Source organism: Piscinibacter defluvii (assembly GCF_004011805.1).
Classification (GTDB): Bacteria; Pseudomonadota; Gammaproteobacteria; order Burkholderiales; family Burkholderiaceae_C; genus Piscinibacter; species Piscinibacter defluvii.
This window is the reverse complement of record NZ_ML137196.1, coordinates 698,260-721,266: the sequence shown is the minus strand read 5'-3', so window position 1 is coordinate 721,266 and position 23,007 is coordinate 698,260. Positions and strand designations below refer to the sequence as shown.

Annotated in this window: 24 protein-coding genes; 5 read left to right on the top strand and 19 right to left on the bottom strand. The window is 71.5% G+C overall.

The genetic code is table 11. From position 1 onward, the window contains the following. Positions 1 to 4 precede the first annotated feature (4 nt). The 5 genes from D9C15_RS03235 to D9C15_RS34310 form a co-directional block, all read right to left on the bottom strand. Positions 5 to 946: a sugar kinase gene (locus D9C15_RS03235; RefSeq protein ID WP_127995973.1), complete on the bottom strand. Its 942-nt coding sequence runs from the start codon at positions 944 to 946 to the stop codon at positions 5 to 7. Continuing rightward, positions 943 to 2,325 carry a mannitol dehydrogenase family protein gene (locus D9C15_RS03230; RefSeq protein WP_240668265.1) on the bottom strand — a complete coding sequence of 461 codons (1,383 nt, stop codon included), beginning with the start codon at positions 2,323 to 2,325 and terminating at the stop codon, positions 943 to 945. Before D9C15_RS03230 ends, D9C15_RS03235 begins: the two co-directional genes overlap by 4 nt. Beyond that, on the bottom strand, positions 2,313 to 3,524 hold the full coding sequence (gene manD, locus D9C15_RS03225) for a D-mannonate dehydratase ManD (protein ID WP_127995972.1): 1,212 nt from the start codon (positions 3,522 to 3,524) through the stop codon (positions 2,313 to 2,315). Before manD ends, D9C15_RS03230 begins: the two co-directional genes overlap by 13 nt. Before the next feature lie 90 nt (positions 3,525 to 3,614). Then, positions 3,615 to 4,082 carry a CreA family protein gene (locus tag D9C15_RS03220; protein ID WP_127995971.1) on the bottom strand — a complete coding sequence of 156 codons (468 nt, stop codon included), beginning with the start codon at positions 4,080 to 4,082 and terminating at the stop codon, positions 3,615 to 3,617. A 59-nt stretch (positions 4,083 to 4,141) separates the two neighbouring features. Continuing rightward, on the bottom strand, positions 4,142 to 4,264 hold the full coding sequence (locus D9C15_RS34310; protein WP_259372591.1) for a hypothetical protein: 123 nt from the start codon (positions 4,262 to 4,264) through the stop codon (positions 4,142 to 4,144). A 197-nt stretch (positions 4,265 to 4,461) separates the two neighbouring features. Between D9C15_RS34310 and D9C15_RS03215 the strand changes: the two genes are divergently transcribed. After that, the gene (locus D9C15_RS03215; RefSeq protein ID WP_127995970.1) at positions 4,462 to 5,088 is read left to right on the top strand and encodes a class I SAM-dependent methyltransferase; all 627 of its coding nucleotides are present in this window, start codon (positions 4,462 to 4,464) and stop codon (positions 5,086 to 5,088) included. On the opposite strand, the gene D9C15_RS03210 is transcribed toward D9C15_RS03215, so the two are convergent. The 9 genes from D9C15_RS03210 to D9C15_RS03170 form a co-directional block, all read right to left on the bottom strand. Then, positions 5,089 to 6,618, bottom strand: a complete 1,530-nt coding sequence (locus D9C15_RS03210; protein WP_127995969.1) for a D-arabinonate dehydratase — start codon at positions 6,616 to 6,618, stop codon at positions 5,089 to 5,091. It abuts the gene before it with no gap. After that, positions 6,615 to 7,409, bottom strand: a complete 795-nt coding sequence (locus tag D9C15_RS03205) for a hypothetical protein (protein ID WP_127995968.1) — start codon at positions 7,407 to 7,409, stop codon at positions 6,615 to 6,617. Before D9C15_RS03205 ends, D9C15_RS03210 begins: the two co-directional genes overlap by 4 nt. A 14-nt stretch (positions 7,410 to 7,423) precedes the next feature. Continuing rightward, on the bottom strand, positions 7,424 to 8,290 hold the full coding sequence (locus D9C15_RS03200; RefSeq protein WP_127995967.1) for a fumarylacetoacetate hydrolase family protein: 867 nt from the start codon (positions 8,288 to 8,290) through the stop codon (positions 7,424 to 7,426). 14 nt (positions 8,291 to 8,304) lie between these two features. Further along, the gene (locus D9C15_RS03195) at positions 8,305 to 9,051 is read right to left on the bottom strand and encodes an SDR family oxidoreductase (RefSeq protein WP_127995966.1); all 747 of its coding nucleotides are present in this window, start codon (positions 9,049 to 9,051) and stop codon (positions 8,305 to 8,307) included. Between the two features lie 117 nt (positions 9,052 to 9,168). Then, on the bottom strand, positions 9,169 to 10,563 hold the full coding sequence (locus D9C15_RS03190) for a TRAP transporter large permease (RefSeq protein ID WP_127995965.1): 1,395 nt from the start codon (positions 10,561 to 10,563) through the stop codon (positions 9,169 to 9,171). Between the two features lie 8 nt (positions 10,564 to 10,571). Then, positions 10,572 to 11,141: a TRAP transporter small permease gene (locus D9C15_RS03185; protein WP_127995964.1), complete on the bottom strand. Its 570-nt coding sequence runs from the start codon at positions 11,139 to 11,141 to the stop codon at positions 10,572 to 10,574. Position 11,142: 1 nt separating this feature from the next. Beyond that, on the bottom strand, positions 11,143 to 12,111 hold the full coding sequence (locus tag D9C15_RS03180) for a sialic acid TRAP transporter substrate-binding protein SiaP (protein ID WP_127995963.1): 969 nt from the start codon (positions 12,109 to 12,111) through the stop codon (positions 11,143 to 11,145). A 37-nt stretch (positions 12,112 to 12,148) separates the two neighbouring features. Next, the gene (locus tag D9C15_RS03175; RefSeq protein ID WP_127995962.1) at positions 12,149 to 13,180 is read right to left on the bottom strand and encodes an L-idonate 5-dehydrogenase; all 1,032 of its coding nucleotides are present in this window, start codon (positions 13,178 to 13,180) and stop codon (positions 12,149 to 12,151) included. After that, positions 13,177 to 13,914, bottom strand: a complete 738-nt coding sequence (locus tag D9C15_RS03170) for a FadR/GntR family transcriptional regulator (RefSeq protein WP_127995961.1) — start codon at positions 13,912 to 13,914, stop codon at positions 13,177 to 13,179. The genes D9C15_RS03175 and D9C15_RS03170 overlap by 4 nt, the downstream gene beginning before the upstream one ends. Positions 13,915 to 14,092: 178 nt before the next feature. Here D9C15_RS03170 and D9C15_RS03165 point away from each other — a divergent pair, with 178 nt between their 5' ends. From D9C15_RS03165 to D9C15_RS03150, 4 genes are read left to right on the top strand one after another with little or no spacing between them, the layout of a single operon-like run. Further along, positions 14,093 to 15,766, top strand: a complete 1,674-nt coding sequence (locus D9C15_RS03165; RefSeq protein WP_127995960.1) for a long-chain-fatty-acid--CoA ligase — start codon at positions 14,093 to 14,095, stop codon at positions 15,764 to 15,766. Positions 15,767 to 15,808: 42 nt separating this feature from the next. Then, positions 15,809 to 16,570, top strand: a complete 762-nt coding sequence (locus D9C15_RS03160; protein WP_127995959.1) for a 5'-methylthioadenosine/adenosylhomocysteine nucleosidase — start codon at positions 15,809 to 15,811, stop codon at positions 16,568 to 16,570. Between the two features lie 26 nt (positions 16,571 to 16,596). Then, positions 16,597 to 17,325: a 16S rRNA (uracil(1498)-N(3))-methyltransferase gene (locus D9C15_RS03155; protein WP_127996117.1), complete on the top strand. Its 729-nt coding sequence runs from the start codon at positions 16,597 to 16,599 to the stop codon at positions 17,323 to 17,325. After that, a complete protein-coding gene (locus D9C15_RS03150) occupies positions 17,322 to 18,107 on the top strand; it encodes a DUF4399 domain-containing protein (protein ID WP_127995958.1) in 786 nt (261 codons plus the stop codon). Before D9C15_RS03155 ends, D9C15_RS03150 begins: the two co-directional genes overlap by 4 nt. On the opposite strand, the gene D9C15_RS03145 is transcribed toward D9C15_RS03150, so the two are convergent. From D9C15_RS03145 to D9C15_RS03125, 5 genes are all read right to left on the bottom strand, one after another. Continuing rightward, on the bottom strand, positions 18,097 to 19,341 hold the full coding sequence (locus tag D9C15_RS03145) for a THUMP domain-containing class I SAM-dependent RNA methyltransferase (RefSeq protein ID WP_375138739.1): 1,245 nt from the start codon (positions 19,339 to 19,341) through the stop codon (positions 18,097 to 18,099). The genes D9C15_RS03150 and D9C15_RS03145 overlap by 11 nt on opposite strands. Next, positions 19,338 to 20,873: an RNA polymerase factor sigma-54 gene (locus D9C15_RS03140; protein ID WP_127995956.1), complete on the bottom strand. Its 1,536-nt coding sequence runs from the start codon at positions 20,871 to 20,873 to the stop codon at positions 19,338 to 19,340. Before D9C15_RS03140 ends, D9C15_RS03145 begins: the two co-directional genes overlap by 4 nt. 10 nt (positions 20,874 to 20,883) lie before the next feature. Beyond that, complete coding sequence (gene lptB / locus D9C15_RS03135; protein WP_240668264.1) at positions 20,884 to 21,654, bottom strand: LPS export ABC transporter ATP-binding protein; 771 nt, start codon at positions 21,652 to 21,654, stop codon at positions 20,884 to 20,886. Further along, positions 21,651 to 22,307 (bottom strand): lipopolysaccharide transport periplasmic protein LptA, encoded by a 657-nt coding sequence (gene lptA / locus D9C15_RS03130; protein WP_127995954.1) that lies wholly within the window; start codon positions 22,305 to 22,307, stop codon positions 21,651 to 21,653. Before lptA ends, lptB begins: the two co-directional genes overlap by 4 nt. Before the next feature lie 68 nt (positions 22,308 to 22,375). After that, positions 22,376 to 23,005: a thiol:disulfide interchange protein DsbA/DsbL gene (locus tag D9C15_RS03125; protein WP_127995953.1), complete on the bottom strand. Its 630-nt coding sequence runs from the start codon at positions 23,003 to 23,005 to the stop codon at positions 22,376 to 22,378. Positions 23,006 to 23,007: the final 2 nt, after the last annotated feature.

Below are 23,007 nucleotides of genomic sequence, written 5' to 3'. Positions count from 1 at the left end.
CGCCTCACAGCCCGGCGGGCAGCGCCTCCCGCCGCGGCAACCCTTCGATGTCGCCCACCACCTGGATCGCCTGCGCGCCGATCCAGTTGGCGCGGGCCAGGGTCGCCGGCCAGGAGAGCCCCTCGAGCCGGCCGCTGATCACGCCCACGGCGAAGGCATCGCCGGCGCCGACAGTGTCGACCACGTGCTCGACGCGGACGCCGCTCACGCGGCCCTCGCCATCGGCGTCGCACCAGTACGAACCTTCCGCCCCCAACTTCACGACCACCGCCGCCGCGCCGCGCTCGCGGTAGAACGCGGCGATCGCCTCGGGGGTGTCCAGCCCGGTGAGCGTGCGGCCTTCGGCAATGCCGGGCAGCACCCAGTCCGCCAGGCCGGCGAGCCGGTTCAGGTGCGTGGCCATGACCTCGCGGCTCGGCCACAGGCGCGGGCGCAGGTTGGGGTCGAACGAGACCGTGCGGCCCGCGGCGCGCATGGTCTTCATCGCGTGCTCGACCAGCTCCGCGCACGAGGGCGAGAGCGCCGGCGTGATGCCCGTGACGTGCAGGTGGCGCGCCGAGAGGAACAGGCGAGCGTCGAAGTCGGCCAGCGACAGCGCGCTGGCCGCCGAGCCGCGCCGGAAGTACTCGACCACCGGGTCGGCCCCGGCCAGCGCGCGCGACTTGAGCATGAAGCCGGTCGGCCGCGTCGGATCCTCGACCACCGCACGGCAGTCCACCGCCTCGGCGGCCAGCGTCGCGCGGATGCGCTGCGCGAAGGAATCGGCCCCGAGGCGGCTGACCCAGGTGACCCGCAGACCGAGCCGCGCCAGGCCGACGGCCACGTTGGTCTCGGCGCCGCCGACGATGGCGGTGAAGCTCGCCGCCTCGGACAGCGGGCCGGGCTGGTCGGCGGCGAACGAGACCATGGTCTCGCCGACGGTGATGACGTCCAGGGTCGGGTTCATGGCTCGAGTGTGGCGCGCACGCCGTGCATGCGCAGGGTGGCGGTGTGGCGGGCCACCGCGTCGATGAAGGCCGGCGCGCGGCCCAGCGCACCGAACACCGGCGCGAAGCCGGTGATCATGGCCACGCGGCTGCGCTCGTCGGGCGCCGCCTCCGCGTGAGCCCGAAGGTCGGCGAGCGCACCGGCCAGCGGGTCGTCGATCGGGTAGGCGCGGCCCTGTTCGTCGACGCCGCGCAGGAAGTGGATCCAGGCCGCGACGCCGAGCGCGAGCCGCTCGACGGACGCGCCGGCCGCGAGCCGGTCGGCGATCGTGCCCAGCAGGCGCTGCGGCAGCTTCTGCGAGCCGTCCATCGCGATCTGGCGCGTGCGGTGGGTGAGCGCGGGGTTGGCGAAGCGCTGCAGCAGCCGGGCGCGGTAGTCGGCCAGGTCCAGGCCGGGCAGGGCGGGCAGCGTGGGCTCGATCTCCTCGCGCATCAGCGCCTCGATCGTGCGGCGCAGCGCGGGCTGCGCGATCGCCTCGTCCACCGTCGCCCAGCCGGCCACCACGGCCAGGTAGGCGACGGTCGAGTGCGTGCCGTTGACCATGCGCAGCTTGAGCTTCTCGAAGGGCTCGGCGCTCGGCACGAAGCGCGCGCCATAGGCCGTCCAGTCGGGCCGGCCGGCGGCGAAGCGGTCTTCCACCGCCCAGTCGAAGAAGGGCTCGGCGGCGACCACGGCCGGGTTCTCGCTGCGCGGCACGATGCGGTCGACCATCGCGTTCGGGAACGTGCACTGCGCGTCGATCCAGCCGGCCAGCGCCGGATCGACCTGCGCCGCGAAGGCGAGCAGCAGGCCCCGCAGCGTGTCGCCGTTGGCCGGCAGGTTGTCGCACGAGAGCAGCGTCACCGGCCCGGCGCCGCGTGCGCGCCGCCGCGCCAGGCCGTAGGCCAGCACGCCGAGCGTCGTGCGCGGCGCGTCGGGGTGGGCGAGGTCGTGGGCCAGGTCCGCATCGTCCCGCCGCAGGGTGCGCGTGGCCGGGTCGTGGTGGTAGCCCTTCTCGGTGACGGTTAGGCTGACGATGCGCGTGGCCGGCGCGGCGATGGCGTCCAGCACCGCACCCGGATCCTCGGGCGCGACCAGCACGCCGCGCAGCGCCTCGATCGCCTCGCGCCGCTCGCGCGGCCGGCCCCGGTCGTCGGCATCGCGCAGCGCGAGCGTGTAGCGGAAGCCGTGCGGGGCGAGCGCGTCGCGCACATCGGGGTGGCGCAGCGAGACGCCGAGCACGCCCCAGTGGCGCTCGCCGCTCGCCGCCATCGCCACCTGGGTGGCCGGCAGCAGGTGGGCCCGCGCGAAGGCGCCCAGGCCGAGGTGCACGATGCCGGGTGCGTCTACCAGTGCCACAAGGTGCCGTCGTGCTGCAGCCGGTTCACCGGCAGGTAGGCGCGCTGGTAGGGGTACTTCGCCGCCAGCGCCTCGTCGATCTCCACGCCGTGGCCGGGCACCTCGCCGGGGTGCAGGAAGCCGTCGTCGAAGCGGTAGGCGTGCGGGAACACCGCGTCGGTCTCCTCGGTGTGGCGCATGTACTCCTGGATGCCGAAGTTCGGCACCCAGCGGTCGAAGTGCAGCGCGGCGCCCATGCAGACGGGCGACAGGTCGGTCGCACCGTGACTGCCGGTGCGTACCTGGTAGAGCGCGGCCAGGTCGGCGATGCGCCTCAGGTGGGTGATGCCGCCGGCGTGCACGACGGTCGTGCGGATGTAGTCGATCAGCTGCTGCTGGATCAGCTCCTTGCAGTCCCACACGGTGTTGAACACCTCGCCCACCGCCAGCGGTGTGGTGGTGTGCTGCCGGATCAGGCGGAAGGCCTCCTGGTTCTCGGCCGGGGTCGCGTCTTCCATCCAGAACAGGCGGAAGGGTTCCAGGTCCTTGCCCAGGCGCGCCGCCTCGATCGGCGTCAGGCGGTGGTGCACGTCGTGCAGCAGGTGCACCTCCGGCCCGACCGCTTGGCGCACCGCGTCGAACAGTTGCGGCGTGTGGCGCAGGTACTTCTCGGTCGACCAGTCGTGTTCGCTCGGCAGCGCGGCGTCCGCCGGCTCGTAGGCCATGGTGCCGCGGCCCACGCCGTAGACCTTCTCCAGGCCCGGCACGCCGCTCTGGGCGCGGATCGCCCGGTAGCCCATCTCCCGGTAGCGCAGCACCTCCTCGACGGTGTGGGTGATGTCGCGCCCGTTGGCGTGGCCGTAGACCAGCACGCCGTTGCGGCTCGCGCCGCCGAGCAGCTGGTACAGCGGCAGGCCGGCGGCCTTGGCCTTGAGGTCCCACAGCGCGGTGTCGACGGCCGCGATCGCGCTCATCGTCACCGGCCCGCGCCGCCAGTAGGCGCCGCGGTAGAGGTACTGCCAGGTGTCCTCGATGGCGTGGGCGTCGCGGCCGATCAGGCAGGGGATGACATGGTCGCTCAGGTAGCTCGCCACGGCCAGTTCGCGGCCGTTCAGCGTCGCGTCGCCCAGGCCGGTGAGGCCCTGGTCGGTCTCGATCTTGAGCGTCACGAAGTTGCGGCCCGGGCAGCAGACGATGACGCGGGCGGCGGTGATCTTCATGGGCGCGGCTGACGAGGGAGAGACTGGTCAGGTGGTCAGGCCAATTCTGGGCGGCCGGGCCTTCCCTGCCCATGCTCGTTTCCCCCGTGATCAGCGCAGCGGGATGACCGTGCCGCGGTCCACCGGCACCGCGGTGACACTGTTCTGCGGCGAGCCCTCGATCAGCCGGTCGGAGTAGGTCAGGTAGACCAGGGTGTTGCGCGGCTGGTCGACCATGCGCACCACGCGCAGGCGCTTGAACACCAGCGAGATGCGCTCGGTGAACATCTCCTCCTGCTGGCGCAGCGGCGCGCGGAAGCTGATCGGCCCGGTCTGGCGGCAGGCGATCGAGGCTTCGGACTTGTCTTCCGCCAGGCCGAGCGCACCCTTGATGCCGCCGGTCCTGGCGCGCGAGACGTAGCAGGTCACGCCGGCCACGCCGGGGTCGTCGTAGGCCTCGACGACGATCTTGTGGTCGGGGCCGATCAGCTTGAAGACGGTGTCGACCTCGCCGATCGGCTCGGCGCGGGAGCAGGCCATCGCGACGAGTGCAGCCAGCACGAGCAGGGATTTCTTCATCTCGGCCTCCGTGGGGACGGAGGCGAGCCTAACCGAGCGCCGGGCGGCGCCTCTCGGGTTCAGACGATGGAGCGCGCCACCGACACCAGCACGATCGCGCCGGCGATGCACAGCACCAGCGCCCAGTTGGGCAGGTGGCCCTTGGGCGTGGGCGTCGGGCGGTGACGAATCTTGTCGTTCATGCAAATTCCGGTCACCTGCTCCGGCCGCAAAACGCGGCGGATTCGGCGTAAACCGGCCCCTCGGGTTCGGATTGACATCTTCCGTGCGAAGTTCGTGCCAGGGCATCACCGGCCCGCGGGGGATAGCATGGCTGCATGAGCGCGCCGGGCCGTTCCCAAGCGCGAATCCCGGAGCGCTTTGCGCGGAGGGTAGTTCAGTGAGCGACACCGCCTTCGACGACGCCCGCGCCAAGTGGAACGCCCGCTTTGCCGGGGAGGACTTCGCCTTCGGCACCGAACCCAACGCCTGGCTGCGCGAGCATGCCGGCGCGCTGCCGCCGGGCGGGCGCGTGCTGTGCGTGGCCGACGGCGAAGGCCGCAACAGCACCTGGCTGGCGCGCCAGGGCTTCGCGGTGGATGCGTTCGACCTGTCCGAGGTCGGCGTCGCCAAGGCGCGGCGCCTGGCGGCGGCGCGCGGCGTGGCGGTGAACCACGCGGTGGCCGACGGCGACGCGTTGGCCTGGCCGCAGGCGGTGTACGACGGCGTGGTGGCGATCTTCGTCCAGTACGCCACCCCGGCCGAGCGCGCCCGCCTGTTCGCCAACATGGCGCGCTGCCTGCGCCCGGGCGGGGTGCTGATGCTGCTGGGCTACACGCCGAAGCAGCTCGTCTACCGCACCGGCGGCCCCGGCATCGACAGCCACCTCTACACCGAGGCGCTGTTGCGCGGTGCCTTCGCCGGGATGGCGATCGAGAGGCTCGACGAGTTCGAGGCCGAACTCGCCGAGGGCACGTCGCACGCCGGGATGTCCGCCCTGATCGGGCTGGTGGCCCGCAAGCGCTGACTACATCACCGCCCCGAGCTGCCAGGGCACGAACTCGTTCTGCCCGTAGCCGTGCAGCTCGCTCTTGGTCTTGCGGCCCGAGGCGGTCTCGAGCATCAGGCGGAAGATGCGCTCGCCGAGCTCGTCGATGCTGGCCGTGCCGTCGACCACCTCGCCGCAGTTGATGTCGATGTCCTCCTCCTGCTTCAGCCACAGCACGGTGTTGGTGCCGAGCTTCAGCGAAGGCGAGGGCGCGCAGCCGTAGGCCGAGCCGCGCCCGGTGGTGAAGCAGATCAGGTTGGCCCCGCCGGCCACCTGCCCGGTGGCGGACACCGGGTCGTAGCCCGGGGTGTCCATGAACACCAGGCCCTTGGCCGTGACGGCCTGCGCGTACTCGTAGACCTCGACCAGGTTGGTGGTGCCGCTCTTGGCGATCGCGCCCAGGCTCTTCTCGAGGATGGTGGTCAGCCCGCCGGCCTTGTTGCCGGCCGAGGGGTTGTTGTCCATCTCGCCGCCGTTGCGGGCGGTGTAGTCCTCCCACCACTTCAGCCGGGCGACCAGCTTGTCGGCCACCGCCTGGCTCACCGCGCGCCGCGTCAGCAGGTGTTCGCCGCCGTAGACCTCGGGCGATTCGCTGAGGATGGCGGTGCCGCCGTGGCGCACCAGCCGGTCCACCGCCGCGCCGAGCGCCGGGTTGGCGCTGATGCCCGAATAACCGTCCGAGCCGCCGCACTGCAGGCCGACCGTGATGTGGCTGGCCGGCACCGGCTCGCGCTGCACGCGGTTGGCCTCCTCCAGCATCCACTCGACCAGCTCGATGCCCTTGGCCACCGTCTTGCGCGTGCCGCCGCTGTCCTGGATCGAGAAGGTCTGCAGCTGCGGGCCGGCGGCCAGGCCCTCCTGCTCGAGCAGCCCGTCGATCTGGTTGGTCTCGCAGCCCAGCCCCACCATCAGCACGCCGGCGAAGTTCGGGTGGCGGGCGTAGCCGCCCAGCGTGCGGCGCAGGATCTGCAGCGGCTCGCCGCCACTGTCGGTGGCGCAGCCGGCGCCGTGGGTCAGCGCCACCACGCCGTCGACGTTCGGGAAGCGCTCCAGCGCCTTCGGGTTGATGTCGCGCCGGAAATGGTCGGCGATCGCCCGCGCCGCGGTGGCCGAGCAGTTCACCGAGGTCAGCACGCCGAGGTAGTTGCGCGTGGCCACGCGACCGTCCGGCCGCACGATGCCCTGGAAGGTGGCGGGCACCGGCACGTAGTCGGTCGGGTGCGTGCCGGTGCCGACCGCGTAGTCGCGCGCGAAGCTGGCGAACTCCAGGTTGTGCGTGTGCACATGCTGGCCAGGCGCGATGTCGACCTTGGCGGTGCCGATGATCTGGTTGTATCGGCGCACCGGCTGCCCGGCGCGGATCGCCCGCACCGCAACCTTGTGGCCCGGCGGGATCAGGCCGCTGACCGTGACGCCCTCGCCCTCCAGCCGCGTGCCGCCGACGAGCTGCTGCTTGGCGATGACGACGTCGTCGGCCGGGTGGATGCGGATGAACGCAGTGCCGCTCATGGCTTGTACGCCTGCACGGTGTCCCAGGCGGCGGCCTGCAGCGCGGCGGCCACGTCGGCGGGGAGCCCGGCGCTGTAGGCCAGGCCCACCGGGCTCTTGCCGTACAGCGCGGCGTAGGCGGTGCAGGCCGAGAGGTAGGTGCCCGCCAGGCTCGGGTGGCGCTTGTCGGGGGCGTATAGCTCGATGTCCGGCCGCGCGGCCATCGCGCGCGCGAAGGCCAGCCCGACCGGGATCACCGCCACGCCGTTGGCCTGGCCGGCGGCCGTGTAGGCAGCGGCGAGCTGCTGCGTCATCTCGGGCTTGTCCTTGTAGGCCCAGGACATGAACAGGATCGGCCGCACGCCCTGCGCCCGCGCGACCTCGGCATTGCGCTTGACGCTGTCGAAGAACGCGTCCTTCAGCTGCGGATGCACCGGGCACTGGCTGCAGTCCATCATGACCACGCTGTCGTACTGCCGGCCCGGCGGGTTGAACCGGATCTCGTTGTCGCCGACGAAGGAGTAGCGCCCCAGGCCGTTGGGCCGCAGCAGCGAGGGCAGGTCGTGCCAGTCCAGGCCCGAGCCGCTGATCGTCACCGAGGTGCTGCGTACCCGCACCTGCCCCGCACCGGCGAGCTGGCCGAAGTGGCCGTGCAGGCTGTTGTTGTAGTAGAAGAAGCTGTTGCCCACCCACAGTATGGCTGCGGGGGGACCGGCCGGCGCCGCCGGCGGGCCGGCCGGCGGCGCGGAGGCGCAGGCGGACAGCAGCAGCGCGCCGGCCAGCAGCAGCGTGCGGCGGATCGGGTACAGCATCGCGCGCCCCTCCTTCAGCCGTCGATGATCGCCGGGTCCCAGGCGTGCACCGTCTGGCGCTGCTCGCCCAGCTTCTCGATGCCCAGGCGCATCGTGTCGCCGGCCTTCAGGTACACCGGGGCCGGCTTGACGCCCATGCCCACGCCGGGCGGCGTGCCGGTGGAGATCAGGTCACCCGGGTAGAGCGTCATGAAGCGGCTGACGTAGCTGACCAGCTGGGCCACGCCGAAGATCATGGTCTTCGTGCTGCCGTTCTGGAAGCGGTGGCCGTTGACCTCGAGGAACATCGAGAGGTTCTGCGGGTCGCCCACCTCGTCGGCCGTCACCAGCCAGGGGCCGACCGGGCCGAAGGTGTCGCAGCCCTTGCCCTTGTCCCAGGTGCCGCCGCGCTCGATCTGGTATTCGCGCTCGGACACGTCGTTGACCACGCAGTAGCCGGCCACGTGCTTCAGCGCCTCGGCCTCGGACACGTAGCGCGCCTTGCTGCCGATCACCACGCCAAGCTCGACCTCCCAGTCGCCCTTGACCGAGCCCTGCGGCAGCACCACCGGGTCGTTCGGGCCGACGCGCGCGCTGATCGGCTTCATGAACAGGATCGGCTCCTTCGGGATCGGCAGGTTCGATTCGGCCGCATGGTCGGCGTAGTTCAGCCCGATGCAGAGGAACTTCTCGCAGCCGCTCCAGGGCGGCGCGATGCGGCCCGGGTTCTCGACCACCGGCAGCTCGGCCGGATCGAGGGCGCGCAGGCGGTCCAGGCCCTTGGGCGTGAGCGTCGCGCCGGTGATGTCGGCCAGCACGCCGGAGAGGTCGCGCACGCGGCCCTCGGCGTCGACGAGGGCGGGTTTCTCGGCGCCTCTCGCGCCGTATCGCATCAGCTTCATGTTGTTCTCTTCCTTCAGTTGCTCCAGCCACCGTCGATCAGCTGCACGGTGCCGGTGGTGAATGATGACTCGTCGCTGGCCAGGTAGACCGCCAGCGCCGCGATCTCCTCGGCGCGGCCGAGGCGGCCCATCGGCTGGCGGCCGACGAACGCAGCCTCGACCTGCTCGATGGTCTGGCCGCTCGCCTTCGCCTGCGCCGCGATGCGCTCGCGCAGGCTGGGCGACTCCACGGTGCCCGGGCAGATCGCGTTGCAGCGGATGCCGCGGGTGACGAAGTCCGCCGCGACCGCCTTGGTCAGTCCGACCACCGCCGCCTTGCTGGTGCCGTACACGAAGCGGTTGGGCACGCCCTTGGTGCTGCCCGCGGCCGAGGCGACGTTGACGATGGATCCGCGCCCGCGTTCCAGCATGCCGGGCAGGAAGGCCTTGATCGTGCGGTACATCGAGCGCACGTTCAGGTCGAAGGCGAGCGCCCAGTCCTCCTCGCTGCACTCGAGCACCGTGCCGGCGTGCACGATGCCGGCGCCGTTGAACAGCACGTCGACCGGGCCGACCTCGGCCGCCAGCGCGGCAATGGCGGCCGCATCCAGCACGTCGAGCCGGTGCGTGGTGACGCCGGCCAGCGTGGCGAGCAGCCGCTCGTCGCGGTCGGTCGCGATCACGCGCGCGCCCTCGCGTGCGAAGGCCTCGGCCGTCGCGCGGCCGATGCCCTGGCCGGCCGCGGTCACCAGGGCAGTCTTGCCCTGCAATCGTCCCGTCATGTCAGCCCCTCGTCCGACGAGTACGCCGGCCGATCCCCCGAGGGGATGCGGGCCGGCTTGGGAGCGGCCCGGCGCCCGGCCCGCTGTTCGCGTCGGTTCATGTTGGTCGTCTCTCCATCACAGCCCCATCGCGCGCGGCAGCCACAGGCCGATCGCCGGGACGTAGGTCAGGATCACCAGGCTGCCCAGCAGCGGCAGCAGCCAGGGCAGGATGGCCATCGTGGTGCGCTCCACGCTCAGCTTGGCCACCCGCGCCAGCACGAACAGCACCATGCCCATCGGCGGGTGCAGCAGGCCGATCATCAGGTTCAGCACCATCACCAGGCCGAAGTGCACCGGGTCGACGCCGAGCTGCCGCGCGATCGGCAGCAGGATCGGCACCAGGATGGTGATGGCCGCGGTCGGCTCCAGGAAGCAGCCGACGAACAGCATCAGCAGGTTGGCCATCAGCAGGAACAGCCAGGGCTCGTTGGTGACCGCCAGCACCCACGCGGCGATCTGCGCGGTGACGCCGGTGGCGGTGAGCATCCAGCCGAAGATCGACGCAGCGGCGACGATGAACATCACCGTCGCGGTGGTCTCCACCGTGTCGAGGCTGACCTTGACGAACATGCGCCAGCTCATGGTGCGGTACCAGAAGAGGCCGAGGAACAGCGCCCACACGCTCGCCGCGATGGCCCCTTCGGTGGGCGTGAACAGCCCGGTGGTCATGCCGCCGATCAGCAGCACCGGCGTCATGATCGGCAGCACGGCCTGGAAGCCGAACCAGCGGTCGGCCGCGAACAGCAGCACCAGCGCCACGGCCACGGTGATCTGCGGCGGCGCGCCCCACTGCACCGCGTGGTACACCGCCAGCGGCCAGAGCACGACGACGGCCGTCTCGAGCATCGCCTTGCCGAAGCGCGCGCCGGAGAACTTGATGTCGCCGCCCCAGCCGTTCTTGTGCGCGAACCAGGCGACCGTGGCCATCATCAGCAGCGCCATCAGCACGCCGGGCAGGATGCCGGCGAGGAACAGCGCGCCCACCGACACGTTGGCCATCATCGCGTAGATCACGAAGGGCAGCGAGGGCGGGATGATCGGCCCGAGCGTGGCCGAGGCCGCCGTCACGCCGACCGCGAACTCGGTCGCGTAGCCGTGGTCCTTCATGGCCTTGATCTCGATGGTGCCCAGGCCCGCCGCATCGGCGATCGCCGTGCCGCTCATGCCGGCGAAGACCACCGAGCCGACCACGTTGACATGGCCGAGCCCGCCCTTGAGCCAGCCCACCAGGGCGAGCGCGAAGTTGTAGATGCGGTTGGTGATGCCGGCGTTGTTCATCAGGTTGCCGGCCAGGATGAAGAACGGCACCGCCAGCAGCGGGAAGCTGTCGATGCCGCCGATCATCCGGTGCACCACCGCGAAGGGCGGCAGGTTGCCGGACACGAGGATGTAGATCAGCGAGGAGCCGGCCATCGCGATGGCCACCGGGATGCCCCCGGCCATCAGCAGCAGGAAGAGGATCTTGAGCATCGTGCGGCCTAGCGGTCGTCCATCGTGGTCTCGGGCCGCTCCAGCACGCTGTAGCCGCGCTGCCAGTGCACCTTCATCACCCAGGCCGAGCGCAGCGCCATCATCGCCAGGCCGAACAGGCACACGCCGTAGACGATGTTCATCGGCAGGTCGACGATGGTCATCTGGTAGCTGCCCATCTTCTGCATCATCTGCGCGGTCAGCACGACCATCGCGCCGAAGAACAGCACGCGCAGCAGGTCCACCCCCAGCGACAGCAGGCGCGCCACGCCGCGCGGCAGCCAGCGGTACAGCAGGTCGACCTGGATGTGGTTGTTCTTCGCCACGCCGATGGCCGCGCCGACGAACACCGTGCCGATCAGCAGGTAACGCGCGATCTCCTCGGTCCACGAGGCCGAGTTGTTCAGCACGTAGCGGGTGAAGAACTGGTAGAAGACCACGCCGCCGAGCGCCCAGAAGATCACGAGCGCGATCCAGCCCTCGAGCGGCGTGCGGGAGAGGTCCACGGCCTCGTCGGTGGCGTGGAACTCCCCGTCGTCCCCCATCACCTTGGGGCCGGTGTCCAGGTCTGCTGCCATGTCACTTGATCGAGACGATGCGGTCGTAGTCCTTCTTGTCGAAGCCCATGGACTCGACCGGCTTGGCCTTCAGCACCGCGTCGACGAAGCTCTGGCGATTGACCTCGTGCACGCCCAGGCCCTTCTTCCTGAACTCGTCGACGAGCTCGGCCTCGCGCTTCTTGATCTGCGCCGACGCGCGCGCCGCGGCCTCCTGCGTGACCTCGGTGAACATCTTCTTCTCGGCGTCCGAGAGCGTGTTCCAGACATGCGGGGCGACCTGCGTGGTCAGGCCGTCGACGATGTGCCCGGTCAGCATGATGTGCTTCTGCACCTCGTAGAACTTCTTGGCCTCGATGGTGGTGAGCGGGTTCTCCTGCGCGTCCACCGTGCCGTTCTGCAGCGCGAGATAGACCTCGGCGAAGGCGATCGGCGTCGGGTTGGCGCCGCAGGCCTCGGGCGTGGCACGGTAGGCGGGCACGTCGGGCACGCGGATCTTCAGGCCCTTCATGCCGGCGCAGTCCTTGAACTCCTTCTGGCTCGTCGTGTGACGCGCGCCGTAGTAGGTGTAGGCGGTGATCTGGATGCCGGTCTTGCCGCGGAAGCCCTCGGCGATCTCCTTGAACACCTCGCTCTTGCTGTAGGCGAGCAGGTGGTCGCCGTCGCGGAAGATGAACGGGTAGTAGGCGATGCCCAGGCGCGGGTAGCTGCGCGCCGCGAACGACGGGCCGCTGATGATCATGTCGACCGTGCCCAGCAGCATGCCCTGGTTGATGTCGGTCTCCTTGCCGAGCGAGGAGGCCGGGAACACCTGGATGTCGAACTTGCCGTTGCTGCGCTTCTTGATCTCTTCGGCCGCCCACACCGACTGCGTGTGGTACGGCTCGCTGGTCTCGTAGACATGCGCCCACTTGAGCTTGGTCTGCGCGAGAGCGGCGGCGCTCGCGCCCAGCGCAGCGGCGGCGATCAGGACCTTCAGGAACTGCTTCATCGCGTGTCTCCTTCGCGGGGTTGTCGGTCGTCCGTGGTCAGTCGGGGATCAGCTGGACCTTCGTGCTGCGGCTGCGGTCGGCCGCGAGTTCGAAGGCCTCCTGCGCGCGCGACAGCGGCAGCGCGGCGCTGAGCAGCGGCCGCACGTCCACGCGCCGCGTGCGCAGCGCCTGCACGGCCCAGTCGAACGCGTGCGCGGCGCGGAACGCGCCGACGAGCTCGAGCTCGCGGACCATGATCTGGTTGGCCGGGAAGGTGATGCCCTGCGGCGGCAGCGTGCCCACCTGCACGATGCGCCCGCCGCGGCGCACCGCGTCCAGGCAGGTCTGCAGCGCGGCGGCGCTGCCGGCGGCCTCGATCGCCACGTCGGCGGCGTCGGCCAGGTCGGCGCTGGCCAGCATGTCGCCACGCAGCGTGCGGTCGGCGCCCATCGCGCGGGCCACCGCCAGCGGGCGGTCGGCCAGGTCCACCACACTCACCTCGGCCGCGCCGGCCAGCCGCGCCGCCGCGGCGCACAGGCAGCCGATGGTGCCGGCGCCGGTGACCAGCACGCGCTTGCCGAGCAGCGGCCCGGCGCGGTGCACCGCGTGCAGGCCGATCGACAGCGGTTCGGCGCAGGCCAGCTCGGCCAGCGCGATGTCTTCGTCCACCGCGGTGAGCTGGGCCTCGCCGAGCACGAAGCGGCTGCGGAACAGGCCCTGCGCATGCGGGAACACGCTCGCGCTGCCGAGGAACAGCATGTGTTCGCACAGGTTCTCGCGGCCCTCGCGGCAGCGCGCGCAGCGGCCGCAGGGGTGCGAGGGGTTCACGGCCACCTTGTCGCCCGGCGCGACCCGGGTCACGCCGGCGCCGGTGCGCAGCACCGTGCCGGCAGCCTCGTGGCCGGGCACCAGCGGTTCGCGCAGCACGAAGGCACCGGCCCGACCCTCGCGCCAGTAGTGCAGGTCCGAGCCGCAGATGCCGCCGGCGCCCAGCGCCACCTCGACCTGGTGCGCGCCGAGCTCGCCCGGCTCGGGCAGGGTCTCGACGCGCAGGTCGCGCGCCGCGTGCAGGCGGACGACAACACTCATGCCGTGCTCCGCGGACGCCGGGGCGCCTTCGGCGGCGCCTCGGCCGGCCAGCTCGCCATGAAGCGTTCGTGCGAGTTGGCCAGGTGCAGCGCCATCGCCTCGCGCGCCGCGTGCGGCGACTGCTGCGCGATCGCCTCCAGCACCGCGCGGTGCTCGGCGATCGCGATAGCCCAGCTGCGCGGGTTCTCGAAGTGGTTGCCGAGCTGCTCGAACAGCGGGTTGCGCCGCTCGTCGAACAGTTCGCCGACGAGGCGCAGCAGCACCGAGTTGTCGCTCGCCTCGGCGATGCGGGTGTGGAACAGCCGGTCGCCGCCGGTGGGCACCTGGCCGTGGCGCGCCTCGTCCTCCATCAGCGCGATCGCCTCGCGCAGGCCGGTCAGCTGCGCACGTTTCATGTGCAGCGCGGCGTAGGCGGCCAGCTCGCCTTCGATCAGCTGGCGCGCGCGGATCGTCTCCAGCGGGCTCTCGGCCTCGTGCAGCGCGGCGCGCGCGCCGGCCGCATCGGGCTCGCGCACGTAGATGCCCGAGCCCATGCGCACCTCGACGCGGCCCTCGACCTCCAGCGCGATCAGCGCCTCGCGCACCGACGGGCGCGAGACGCCGAGCTGCGCCGCCAGGTCGCGCTCGGGCGGCAGGCGCGTGCCGGCTGGGAATTCGCCGCGTTCGATCGCCTCGCGCAGCTGGTCGGCGATCTGGCGGTACAGGCGGCGCGTCTCGATGGCTTGCAGCGGCATGGGCGGGCGGGACGGTGGTCAAGTGGCCTGACCAGTTGATCGAGTATCGCGCCGCGCTCGGTGCGGGCGATGCCGGGAATACCCGGGTCGAAAGTCGGCACCCCTGTCGAAAAACCCTAGCGGGGGGTCTGCGTGGCTCGGTCAGAATCGGCCGCAATCCGACGAGGCCCCGCAGCACATGGACAAGATCTGGCTCAAGCAATACCCCGCAGGCGTGCCGGCGAACATCGACGTGGCGCAGTACCCGTCGCTGGTGGCGCTGATGGAGGACAGCCTGAAGAAGTACGCCAACCTGCCGGCGTGCAAGTTCATGGGCAAGGCGATCACCTACGGCCGCATCGACGAGGCCGCGCGCGCGCTGGCTGCCTACCTGCAGTCGATCGGCCTGGAGCGCGGCGACCGGGTGGCGGTGATGATGCCCAACGTGCCGCAGTACCCGGTGGCGGTGTGCGCCATCCTGCGCGCCGGCTGCGTGGTGGTGAACGTCAACCCGCTGTACACGCCGCGCGAGCTCGAGCACCAGCTCAAGGACTCGGGCGCCAAGGCGATCCTGATCCTGGAGAACTTCGCCAACACGCTGCAGCAGGTGAAGGACGCGGTGCCGACCAAGCAGGTCATCCTCACTGCGCTCGGCGACATGCTGGGCTTTCCGAAGTCGCTGATCGTCAACTACGTGGTGCGCAAGGTGAAGAAGATGGTGCCGGCCTTCGAGCTGAAGGGCGCCGTGCGCTTCGCCGACGCGCTGGCCGAGGGCCAGCGGCGCAGCTTCAAGCCGGCGCAGACGGGCCCGGACGACATCGCCGTGCTGCAGTACACCGGCGGTACCACCGGCGTCAGCAAGGGCGCGGTGCTGCTGCACCGCAACCTGGTGGCCAACCTGCTGCAGGCCGAGGCCTGGTACCAGCCGGCGCTGAAGAAGATCCCGGCCGGTGAGCAGGTCCACACCGTCTGCGCGCTGCCGATCTATCACATCTTCGGCTTCAACACGAACATGATGCTGTCGATGCGCATCGGCGGCTGCATCATCCTGATCGCCAACCCGCGCGACCTGCCGGCCATGTTCAAGGACCTGGCGCGCGAGAAGTTCCACTCCTTCCCGGCGGTCAACACGCTGTTCAACGCGATGGCCAACCATCCCGAGTTCAACTCGGTGGACTGGAGCGGACTGGTCATCTCGGTGGGCGGCGGCATGGCGGTGCAGAGCGCCACCGCCAAGCTCTGGCTGGAGAAGACCGGCTGCCCGATCGTCGAGGGGTACGGCCTCTCCGAGACCTCGCCCTCGGCCACCTGCAACCCGGTGGACAGCACCTCCTACAGCGGCAACATCGGCCTGCCGATGCCCAACACCGAGCTCACGCTGCTCGACGACGACGGCCGCGAGGTGCCCATCGGCACGCCGGGCGAGATCGCGATCAAGGGGCCGCAGGTGATGGCCGGTTACTGGCAGCGCCCCGACGAGACCGCCAAGGTGATGACGGCCGACGGCTTCTTCCGCACCGGCGACATCGGCGTGGTCGACGAGCGCGGCTACTTCAAGATTGTCGACCGCAAGAAGGACATGATCCTGGTCAGCGGCTTCAACGTCTACCCGAACGAGGTCGAGGACGTGGTCACGCAGATGGAGGGCATCCTCGAGTGCGCGGCCATCGGCGTGCCCGACGAGAAGGCCGGCGAGGCGGTCAAGCTGGTGATCGTGAAGAAGAACCCGGCCGTCACCGAGGCCGACGTGCGCGCCTACTGCGAGGCGCACCTGACCGGCTACAAGCGACCCAAGGTGGTGGAGTTCCGCACCGAGCTGCCCAAGACGCCGGTGGGCAAGATCCTGCGCCGCGAGCTGCGCGGCAAGAGCTGACCCGGTTGGTGGCAACATCGGGCCCGTGACCCGGAGCCCCGATTGAGCCGTACCGCGATCGTCAGCGCGATGCACGAGGAACTGCGCGCGCTGCTGCCCCTGCTCGAGCGGCCGCAGCAGGCCGAGTTCGCCGGCCGGCGCTTCCACCTCGGGCAGATGATGGGCCGGCCGGTGGTGCTGGTGCTCTCGGGCATCGGCAAGGTCGCCGCGGCCACCACCGCCGCGCTGCTGCTGCACGAGGTGGAGGTCGAGCGCATCGTCTTCACCGGCGCGGCAGGCGGCCTGGGCGCCGGCGTGCGGGTGGGCGACGTGGTGGTGGCGCGCGAGCTGCTGCAGCACGACATGGACGCCTCGCCGCTGTTCCCGCGCTTCGAGGTGCCGCTGACCGGGCGCGCGCGCTTTCCCAGCGACCCGGCCCTGAGCGACGCCCTGGCCGCCGCCACGCTGCACTGCCTCAACGACGCGCGCACGCGCATCGGCGAAGCGCACCTGGCCGACTTCGGCATCGACAGCCCGCTGCTGCACGAGGGCCTGGTGATCAGCGGCGACCGCTTCGTCGCCACCGCGCCGGAGAGCGAGCGGCTGCGCAAGCTGCTGCCCGACGCGCTGGCCGTCGAGATGGAGGGCGCCGCGCTGGCGCAGGTCTGCGCCGACTTCGGCGCGCCGTTCGCCGTGCTGCGCACCATCTCCGACCGGGCCGACGACAGCGCGCATGTCGACTTCAGCCGCTTCATCGTCGAGGTGGCGAGTGTCTACACGCGCGAGATCGTCGCCAGCTGGCTGGAAGGCGCGTCGTTCGCGTGAAGGCGGTGCTGCAGGCCCCGGGGCGCGTGCCGCGCGTTCACGTCGACGTGCCGCTTGCCGCCGGCGCCGCGCTGCGCCTGCCCGACGGCGCGGCGCGCCACGTGCAGGTGCTGCGCCTGCAGCCGGGGGATGCGCTGACGCTGTTCGACGGCCGCGGCGGCGAATGGTCGGCGCGCGTGGCGGCGATGGGCCGCCAGGCGGTCGACGTGCAGGTCGGCGAGCACGACCCGGTCTCGCGCGAGCTGGCGCGGCCGGTGACGCTGGCGCTGGGCATGCCCGCCAACGACCGCATGGACACGCTGGTCGAGAAGGCCTGCGAGCTCGGCGTCGCGGCGATCCAGCCGCTGCTGTGCGAGCGCTCGGTGCTGCGCCTGGCCGGCGAGCGGGCGCAGAAGAAGGTGCAGCACTGGCAGGCGGTGGCGGTGGCGGCGGCCGAGCAGTCCGGCCGCACGCGGGTGCCGCAGGTGGCGCCGGTGCGCAGCCTGTCCGACTGGCTGGCCGGATTGCGTGAAGACGACGAGTCCTGGCGCCTGCTGCTCAGCCTGCGCGACGCCCAGCCGCTGCCGCGCGAGGCCGGGCGCGAGCCGGTGCTGGCGCTCAGCGGGCCCGAGGGCGGGCTGAGCGCGGACGAGGAGGCGCTGGCGCGCGCGCGCGGCTTCGTGCCGGTGACGCTCGGCCCGCGCGTGCTGCGCGCCGACACCGCGCCGCTGGCGCTGCTGGCGCACCTGGCGATCCATCTCGAGGGAGCACGATGAAGAAGACACCGACCCTGCTGGCGCTCGGCGCCGCCTTGCTGGCAGGCGCTGCGGCCGCCGACGAGCCGCGCCACCCCTGGGTGACGCTGCCGGTGCCGCTGCCGCAGCCGAGCACCTACTTCACCAACCTGAAGGACGGCGACCGCATCGAGACGCCGTTCGTGCTGCGCTTCGGGCTGTCGCGCACCGGGCTGGCGGCCATCACCCAGGCGGTGCCCGACACCGGCCACCACCACCTGCTGGTCAACCGCGACCTGCCGCTGGACTTCCGGCAGCCGCTGCCCTTCAACGACCAGTACCGCCACTTCGGCAAGGGCCAGATGGAGACGGTGCTGGACTTCAAGCCCGGCAGCTACACGCTGCGCCTGCTGCTGGCCGACCACAAGCACATCCCGTACTTCATCTACAGCAAGCCGATGACCATCACGGTCACGGCGAAGAACGAGCGGGTCGACCCGAAGTCGCTGGTCCAGCCCGGCGTGACGCTGCTCGCGCCGCGCGACGGTCAGACGCTGGCTGCGCCGATCCACCTGCAGTTCCACGCCTCGGGCCTGAACGTCAGCCATGTCGACATCCGCGAGCCGAACACCGGGCACTTCCGCGTCGTCGCGCAGGCCAAGGGCGGCGCGAGCGAGCGCATCGCCTTCACCAACGGCGCCACCGAGGCCTGGCTGCGCCCGCCGCCGGGCGACTACGTGTTCCGGCTCGAGCTGGTGGCCAACGCGCCGGGCGGCGCCGTGCTGGCCAGCAGCGCGCCGGTGGCCGTGAAGGTCAGTCGTTAGGTTCGTCGTCGTCCGCGACGGCGGTGCGCGGCACGCGCGCCGAGCCGCGCACGAGGTCGAAACGGAACAGCCGGCACTCGATCGGCCCGTTCCACATCGGCACGCGGCGCGATTCCTTCAGCCGCATCGCGCCGGGCAGCTTCATGTCCGGGCTCAGAACCCAGGCGGTCCAGCCGGCCGGGTGCTGCGTGTAGGCGCGTTTCCAGTGCGACGCGAGGCGGGCGAAGAAGTCCTCCGGCAGCGCCTTGTTGGCGCCGGCCTTGCCGGCCACGTCGATGCGCTCGCCGTAGGGCGGGTTGATCATCAGCGTGCCGGGCAGCCCGGCGGGCAGCTCGGGGGCGGGGCGTTCCAGCGCGTCGCCGCCGTGGAACTCGATCGCCCCGGCCACGCCGGCGCGCTGCGCGTTGCGGCGCGCGAAGTCGACCATGCGGAACGCGACGTCGCTGGCGACGATCGGCACCGCGGCCTCGTGGATGCGCTCGCGCGCCGCCTGCTTGAGCTGCTGCCAGCGCGTCCGCAGCGCCGGGGTGCCGAAGGGCAGCAGGCGCTCGAAGGCGAAGCGGCGCTGCAGCCCGGGGGCGATGCCGCAGGCGATCTGCGCCGCCTCGATGGCGATGGTGCCGGAGCCGCAGCACGGGTCGTGCAGCGCCCCGCCGGCCTCGGGCGTGCCGCGCCAGCCGGCGGCCGCGAGCATCGCGGCGGCCAGCGTCTCCTTCAGCGGCGCGTCGCCCTTGTCCTCGCGCCAGCCGCGCTTGAAGAGCGCTTCGCCGGAACTGTCGACATACAGCGTGGCGTCCTCGGCGCCCAGGTGCAGCAGCAGCGGCAGGTCGGGCGCGCGGGTGTCGACGTCGGGCCGCGCGCCGTGCGCCTCGCGCAGCTGGTCGCACACCGCGTCCTTCACGCGCAGCGCGGCGAAGTTCAGGCTGCGCAGCGGCGAGCGATGCGCGGTGGTGTCCACGCGCAGCGTGTGGCGCGGCGTGATCCAGTGCGACCAGCCGACCGTGCGAGCCAGCGCGTACAGGTCCTGCTCGTCGCGGTAGCGGCCGTGCGCCACCTCGACGAGCACGCGCTGGGCGAGGCGGCATTCGAGGTTCAGGCGCATGACGTCGGCCTCGTCGCCTTCGAGCGCGACGCCGCCACGCTGGCGCTCGACGCGGCGCTCCGGAAGCTGACGCATCACTTCCTCGGCCAGCCATTCCTCGACACCGGCCGCGCAAGGAAGGAACAGTCTCACATCGCCTTCCGCAGGTTGGCCGGCGCGATCTTCAGCGCCTCGCGGTACTTGGCCACCGTGCGGCGCGCGACCTGGATGCCCTGCTCCTCGAGCATCTGCGAGATCTGGCTGTCCGACAGCGGCTTGGCCGCGTCTTCCGCCGCCACCAGCTGCTTGATGAGCGCGCGCACCGCCGTCGACGACGCGTTGCCGCCCGCATCGGTGTTCAGCGAGGAGCCGAAGAAGTACTTCAGCTCGAAGGTGCCGAACGGGGTGGCCATGTACTTCGCGGTGGTCACGCGCGAGATGGTCGATTCGTGCAGGCCGAGCTCGTCGGCGATCTCGCGCAGCACCAGCGGCTTCATCGCGATCTCGCCGTGCGTGAAGAAGGCCTTCTGGCGCTCGACGATGGCCTGCGAGACCCGCTGGATGGTGTCGAAGCGCTGCAGGATGTTCTTCATGAACCAGCGCGCCTCCTGCAGCCGCGCGTTCAGGCCCGCGCCGGCGCCGTTCAGGCTGTTGCTGCCGCGGCCCTGGCGGATCGCGTTGGCGTACAGGTCGTTGATGCGCAGGCGCGGCATCACGTCCGGGTTCAGCACCACCTTCCAGCCGCGCCCGGACTTCTGCACGATCACGTCGGGCACCACGATGTTGGCCTCGGCGCGCGCGAACGGCCGGCCCGGCTTGGGCTCGCAGGCGACGATCAGCGCCTGGGCCTGCTTGAGCAGCTCCTCGTCGGCACCGGTGGCGGCAGTCAGCTTCTTCAGGTCGCGCCGCGCCAGCAGGTCGAGGTGCTGCTTGCAGACGATGATGGCCACCATCTGCGCCTCGCTGCGCGGCAGCGCGCGCAGCTGCAGCGTCAGGCACTCGGGCAGGTTGGCCGCGCCCACGCCGGTGGGCTCCATGCTCTGCAGGAAGCGCAGTCCGCAGCGCAGCTTGTCGACGAGATCCTCCAGCTCCTCCGGGCTCGCCTCGGGGCCGAGCAGCTGCGCGGCGATCTCCTCGATCGGGTCGGCCAGGTAGCCGTCGTCGTCGAGCGACTCGATCAGCACCGACACCGCGGCCGCGTCCTCGGCCGGCAGGCGCATGCCCATCAGCTGCTGGCGCAGGTGGTCCTGCAGCGTGGGCATCGCGGTGTCGCGCTCCTGGCCGTCGAAGTCGTCGCCCTCGCCGGCGCCGGCGCTCTTGGACGGGGCCTCGCCGATGCCGTCGAAGTCGTCGCGCTCGGTGCCGTTCTCCCAGTCGTCGCGCTCGGTGGTGCCGAGCTCGGCGCTGTCCAGCCCCGGCGCGTCGTCGCCCGCGTCGCTGCCGGATTCGGCCGCGCGTTCGCTCTCCTGCTCGCCGGCGCGTTCGGCCGGCGAGGTGCGCTCGGCCAGCGGTTCGAAGGGCGCCGGCGCGTCCTCGTCGGCCTCCAGGAAGGGGTTCTGCTCGAGCATCTGCTCGACTTCCTGGTGCAGCTCGAGCGTCGAGAGCTGCAGCAGCCGGATCGACTGCTGCAGCTGCGGCGTCAGCGCCAGGTGCTGGGAGAGGCGGACCTGCAGGGACGGTTTCATGGCCCGTCGCTCACATTCTGAAGTGCTCGCCGAGATAGACCTTGCGCACGTCCGGGTTCTCGACGATCTCCGACGGCGTGCCTTCGGCGAGCACGGTGCCGTCGCTGATGATGTAGGCGCGGTCGCAGATGCCCAGCGTCTCGCGCACGTTGTGGTCGGTGATCAGCACGCCGATGCCGCGTGCCTTAAGGAAGCGGATGATGCGCTGGATCTCCAGCACCGCGATCGGGTCGACGCCGGCGAAGGGCTCGTCGAGCAGGATGAAGCGCGGCTGGGTGGCCAGCGCGCGCGCGATCTCCACCCGCCGCCGCTCGCCGCCCGACAGCGCCGGCGCCGGCACGTGGCGCAGCTTCTCGATCGACAGGTCGTGCAGCAGCGACTCGAGCAGCTGCTCGATCTGTGCGGCGCGCAGCGGCTTGCCGTCGGCGTCGATCTGCAGCTCGAGCACGGCGCGGATGTTCTCCTCGACGCTGAGCTTGCGGAAGATCGAGGCCTCCTGCGGCAGGTACGACAGGCCCAGCCGCGAGCGCCGGTGGATCGGCAGCCGCTCGACCCGCTGGCCCTCGATGCTGATCTGCCCGGCGTCGGCGCGCACCAGGCCGACGATCATGTAGAAGCTCGTCGTCTTGCCGGCGCCGTTGGGCCCGAGCAGTCCCACCACCTCGCCGCTGTCGACCGCCAGGCGCACGTCCTTGACCACCTTGCGCACGCCGTACGACTTCTGCAGCCCGAGCGCTTCCAGGCGGTGCGGGCGGGTCGCGGCGGCGGGCACGGCGCTCACCGCGGTGTCCCCAACGATGGGCTGGTGCGCAGCGCCGGCACCGCCGCGCTGGCCGCCGAGGCCGCTTCGGCTGCTGCCGCCGTGCCTTCGCGCGGTGCGAGCACGGCGCGCACCCGGCCGCCCGGGTTGGCCGGCGTTGCCGCGGCGCCGCCGGAGACGCTGAACACCTCGGTCACGCCGTCGTAGGTGACCAGGTTGCCGGTGATCTCGTCGGCCGTGCCGCTGCCGCGCGTGCGCCGCACCGCGGCGTTGGTGACGAAGCGGATGGTGTCGGTGCGGCCGTCGTACTCGAGCCGCTCGGCCTCGCCCTCGATGTACTCGTCCACGCCGTCGCGCTTCTGGCGGAAGGTGGCCGGCTTGCCGGCGGTGCCGAAGGCGACCGCCGTGTGGTAGCCGTCGGGCGTCTCGCGCACCTCGATGCGGCTGGCGCGGATGGTCATGGTGCCCTTGGTGACCACGACGTTGCCGTTGAACTCGACGAACTGCTTGAGCAGGTCGATGCGGCCCGGCTGGTCGGCCTCGACGTTCAGCGGCTTGAAACGGTCGGCCTTCTCGGCAAGGCCCGGCAACGGCAGCAGCCCGGCGGCGAGCAGGCCGAGCGCGGCGGCGCGCCGCAAGCGGCGTGTCAGGTTCGGGGCGTTGGGAGTTCGCATGAGGGCACGAAACTTGCAGGCCATTCTAGCGTGGCCCCGGGTCCCGCAGGGGACGACAGCCGTGCCGATCAGCCCTTGCGCGCGAGCGGGATCAGGAAATCCGCCACGGCCAGCAGGCGTTGCGGCGAGCCGGCCAGGCCCGCGGTCGTGAAATAGCGGCCCTGCACCCCGATCGCCGGCACGCCGTCGATCTTGTAGGCGGCCGACAGCTGGCGGGCCCTCTGGGCCTTGGCCTGCACCTCCTTCGAGGCATAGGCGGCGCGGAACTGCTCCGCGTCGACGCCCTGGCGGGCCACGAAGGCGGCCATGTCGGCCGGCGCGTCGAGCCGGGTGCGCCCGACATGGATCGCGTAATACACCTTGCGGTGCAGCGCCGGCAGCTGGCCCAGCGCCTCGAGCGCGTAGTACAGGCGCTGGTGCGCGGTGAAGGGCTCGTCGCGCAGCGCCACCGGCACGTGCCGGAACAGCACGTCGCCCGGCAGCCGGCCGGCCCAGGCCTCCAGCGCCGGCGTGACGGTGTTGCACTGCGGGCTGCCGTACCAGAAGAAGGCCAGCACCTCCACCTTCCCCGGCGGCGCATCGACCGGCGCCCGCTGGCTGAGCCGCACGTAGTGCGTGCCCTCGGCCGGGATGCCCTGCGCCAGCGCCGGCAGCGCGGCACCGGCCAGCAGACCGGCGCTGAAGCGGCGGCGCTGCATCC